Here is a 3,921-nt window from a genome sequence, read left to right as displayed (position 1 = left end):
AAAAGCCTGATCAACAAATGCTTCAAATGATAGCTTGATTATTCTATCAGCTAAAGAGTCAATTGTCAATAAGGAAATTGGGTTTTAAGCTAAAGAGTCAATTGTCAATAAGGAAATTGGGTTTTAAGCAAAAAAGAAGACCAAGGGTCTTCTCGTGAATGTAGCTGTTCATCAGCCCACTACAATTGACAGAGACAAAAAAGACGCCTGAAGGCGTCCTCGTTAGCAATTATGCATTGCCACCGTTTTTCTTGATAATTTCGTCTTGTACAGATTTTGGTACATCTTCGTAGTGGTCAAATACCATCATGAAGGTACCGCGACCTTGTGTTGCTGAACGAAGTACTGTTGCGTAACCGAACATTTCAGCAAGTGGTACGTAAGCACGAACGATTTGTGTGTTACCACGAGCTTCCATACCGTCAACGCGACCACGACGTGCAGTAACGTGACCCATAACGTCACCGAGGTTATCTTCTGGTGCAGTGATGGTTACGAGCATCATTGGCTCAAGGATAGTTGGTTGAGCTGATTTCGCTGCTTCTTTAAGGGCAAGAGATGCTGCCACTTTGAAGGCTGTTTCAGATGAGTCGACATCGTGGTATGAACCATCGTAAAGCTTCGCTTTAACGTCAACGATTGGGTAACCAGCAAGAACACCGTTCGCCATAGATTCTACGAGACCTTTTTCAACCGCAGGGATGAATTCACGCGGAACCACACCACCGACGATAGCGTTCTCGAACTCGAAACCTTTACCTTCTTCGTTTGGTGTGAATTCGATCCAAACGTCACCGAATTGACCTTTACCACCAGACTGGCGTTTGAAGAAACCACGAGCTTGTGTAGAAGCGCGGAATGTTTCACGGTATGATACTTGAGGAGCACCTACGTTTGCTTCAACCTTGAATTCACGACGCATACGGTCAACAAGGACATCCAAGTGCAACTCACCCATACCAGAGATAACTGTTTCACCGGTTTCAACGTTTGTTTCAACGCGGAAGGTTGGGTCTTCTTCAGCCAATTTAGAAAGTGCGATACCCATCTTGTCTTGGTCAGCTTTAGACTTAGGCTCAACCATCAATTGGATAACTGGTTCTGGAACGTGGATAGACTCAAGGATGATTTTTGCCTTTTCATCTGTCAATGAGTCACCTGTTGTAGTATCTTTCAAACCAACTGCAGCGGCAATATCACCTGAGTAAACTACGTCGATTTCTTGACGGCTGTTTGCGTGCATTTGAAGGATACGTCCGATACGCTCACGTTTACCTTTAGAAGTGTTCAATACGTAAGAACCTGAGTTCAAGACACCTGAGTACACACGGAAGAATGTCAAACGACCTACGAATGGGTCAGTCATAATCTTGAAAGCAAGGGCCGCAAATGGCTCTTCATCAGAAGCATGGCGCTCTTCTTCAGCATCAGTATCTGGGTTTACACCCTTGATTGCAGGGATGTCAAGCGGGCTTGGAAGGTAGTCAATAACCGCGTCAAGCATCAATTGAACACCTTTGTTCTTGAAGGCAGAACCACACAATACTGGGAAGAATTCAACGTTGATAGTCGCTTTACGGATACCAGCTTTCAATTCTTCGTTCGTGATTTCTTCACCTTCGAGGTATTTCATCATGAGTTCTTCATCAGTTTCAGCTACTGCTTCAACCAATTTTTCACGGTATTCTTGTGCCATTTCAAGCATGTCAGCTGGAATATCTTCTTCAAGAATATCTGTACCAAGGTCGTTAGTATAGATTTCAGCTTTCATCTTGATCAAGTCGATGATACCACGGAAGTCATCTTCTGAACCGATTGGCAATTGGATTGGGTGAGCATTTGCTTGAAGACGCTCATGAAGTGTACTTACTGAGTAAAGGAAATCAGCACCGATTTTATCCATTTTGTTAGCGAATACGATACGTGGAACACCGTATTCAGTTGCTTGGCGCCATACTGTTTCAGTTTGTGGTTCAACACCTGATTGTGAGTCAAGGACGGTTACCGCACCATCAAGAACGCGAAGTGAACGTTGTACTTCGATTGTGAAGTCTACGTGTCCTGGTGTGTCGATGATGTTTACACGGTGGTTGTTCCATTGAGCTGTTGTCGCAGCAGATGTGATTGTAATACCACGCTCTTGCTCTTGCTCCATCCAGTCCATTTGTGATGCACCTTCGTGAGTTTCACCGATTTTGTGGATTTTACCAGTGTAGTAAAGAATACGCTCAGTTGTCGTTGTTTTACCCGCGTCAACGTGCGCCATGATACCGATATTACGAGTTTTTTCTAATGAAAATTCGCGTGCCATGAGGTTTGTTCTCCTATAATTTTAGTTTTATACTTTATTATACCATATTTTAAGAAAAGCGAGTGGGCAAGTCCCACCCGCTTGATTTCTTACTAATGGTGTGAAGCGGATGAGGCAAGCCTCAATCCGATTTGTGATGATTGAACGAGAAGTTTGTACAATAATCTCAATTGATTTATGTAGAACTAACTTAACGTCCTCACATCCTAATTAGTTGAGTTCGGACTAAAAATTCTGGAAAAAAGATAAATCTTCCTTGGACCTTAAGATCCATCGTCTGATTTCCTATTTTTCCTTGAATTTTCTTAACGCCCTCACATCCTAATTGAACTCGGGCTACAACTCGCTGACAAAAAGATGAACCTCATTGATTGCACAGCAATCTGCTTCGCTTCCCTATTTTGTCTAGGAGTTGTTTGACGCCCTCGTATCTTAATCTTACCAGCGGAAGTGTGCGAATGCGCGGTTTGCTTCTGCCATTTTGTGGGTGTCTTCACGTTTCTTAACAGCTGCACCAGTGTTGTTTGCTGCATCCATGATTTCTTTCGCAAGGCGATCAATCATAGTGTGCTCACCACGGTTACGAGCGATTGTTACCAACCAACGAAGACCAAGTGTTGTACGACGCTCTGGACGAACTTCAACTGGGACTTGGTAGTTAGAACCACCGACACGACGTGCACGTACTTCAAGTACAGGCATGATGTTTTCCATTGCTGTTTCAAATACTTCAAGTGCATCGTTACCAGTTGCTTCTTTGATTTGATCAAAGGCACCATAAACGATTGATGCAGCAGTACCACGTTTACCGTCCAACATAACACGGTTGATCAAACGAGTTACCAATTTTGAGTTATACAATGGATCTGGCAATACTTCGCGCTTAGGCGCTTGATTTTTACGACTCATTTATATTTCCCCCTTCTTAGCCTTTTGGACGTTTAGTACCGTATTTAGAACGGCCTTGCTTACGATCGTTTACACCTGCAGTATCAAGCGCACCACGAACGATATGGTAACGTACCCCTGGAAGGTCTTTTACACGTCCACCACGAAGAAGAACCACACTGTGCTCTTGCAAGTTGTGACCGATACCTGGGATGTAAGCAGTAACTTCGATAAGGTTGCTCAAACGTACACGAGCAAATTTACGAAGGGCTGAGTTAGGTTTTTTAGGTGTCATTGTTCCGACACGAGTTGCAACACCGCGTTTTTGTGGTGATGAAACGTTTGTTTGAACTTTTTTACGGCTGTTGTAACCAACGTTCAAAGCTGGTGATTTAGATTTTTCTACTTTAGACTTACGTGGTTTACGTACCAACTGGTTAATTGTAGGCATCTACATTCTCCTGTATATATTTTTTATTTTTGGTGATAAGGCATTGGTGACAACCCCTATCTGTGTGTACTTTTGCAACAATTGTCAGCACGTCCCTGTACACTCTTGAGAGACCAAAAGTAAAAAGTACCGTCTAGTATAATACCATAGATGAGAAGCTGTGTCAAATAGATATGCTTTATTTTTTCTTGTCCAATGTAGCGTTACAATAGATGTGAGACTTCTAGAAGTCAAAAAGAAGATTCCCTGATATGATAAGAGTACCACCTAC

3 protein-coding genes are annotated in these 3,921 nt (G+C 42.9%); all 3 read right to left on the bottom strand.

The window, feature by feature from the left end; genetic code table 11:
* Positions 1–229: 229 nt before the first annotated feature.
* Positions 230–2,311: an elongation factor G gene (gene fusA, locus ACHBIF_RS11305; protein ID WP_172009752.1), complete on the bottom strand. Its 2,082-nt coding sequence runs from the start codon at positions 2,309–2,311 to the stop codon at positions 230–232.
* A 438-nt stretch (positions 2,312–2,749) separates the two neighbouring features.
* Entirely contained in the window at positions 2,750–3,220 is a 471-nt protein-coding gene (gene rpsG / locus ACHBIF_RS11300) for a 30S ribosomal protein S7 (protein ID WP_002940031.1), read from the bottom strand.
* Positions 3,221–3,236: 16 nt separating this feature from the next.
* On the bottom strand, positions 3,237–3,650 hold the full coding sequence (gene rpsL / locus ACHBIF_RS11295; protein ID WP_002940030.1) for a 30S ribosomal protein S12: 414 nt from the start codon (positions 3,648–3,650) through the stop codon (positions 3,237–3,239).
* Between the last annotated feature and the right edge of the window lie 271 nt (positions 3,651–3,921).

It is taken from the genome of Streptococcus sp. A11 (assembly GCF_043674225.1).
Taxonomy (GTDB): domain Bacteria; phylum Bacillota; class Bacilli; order Lactobacillales; family Streptococcaceae; genus Streptococcus; species Streptococcus suis_V.
This window is presented reverse-complemented; position numbering and strand designations above follow the sequence as displayed.

Coding starts and splice junctions, on each gene's coding strand:
- fusA (WP_172009752.1), bottom strand. CDS start 2,311: ATGGCACGCGAATTTTCATTAGAAAAAACTCGTAATATCGGTATCATG.
- rpsG (WP_002940031.1), bottom strand. CDS start 3,220: ATGAGTCGTAAAAATCAAGCGCCTAAGCGCGAAGTATTGCCAGATCCA.
- rpsL (WP_002940030.1), bottom strand. CDS start 3,650: ATGCCTACAATTAACCAGTTGGTACGTAAACCACGTAAGTCTAAAGTA.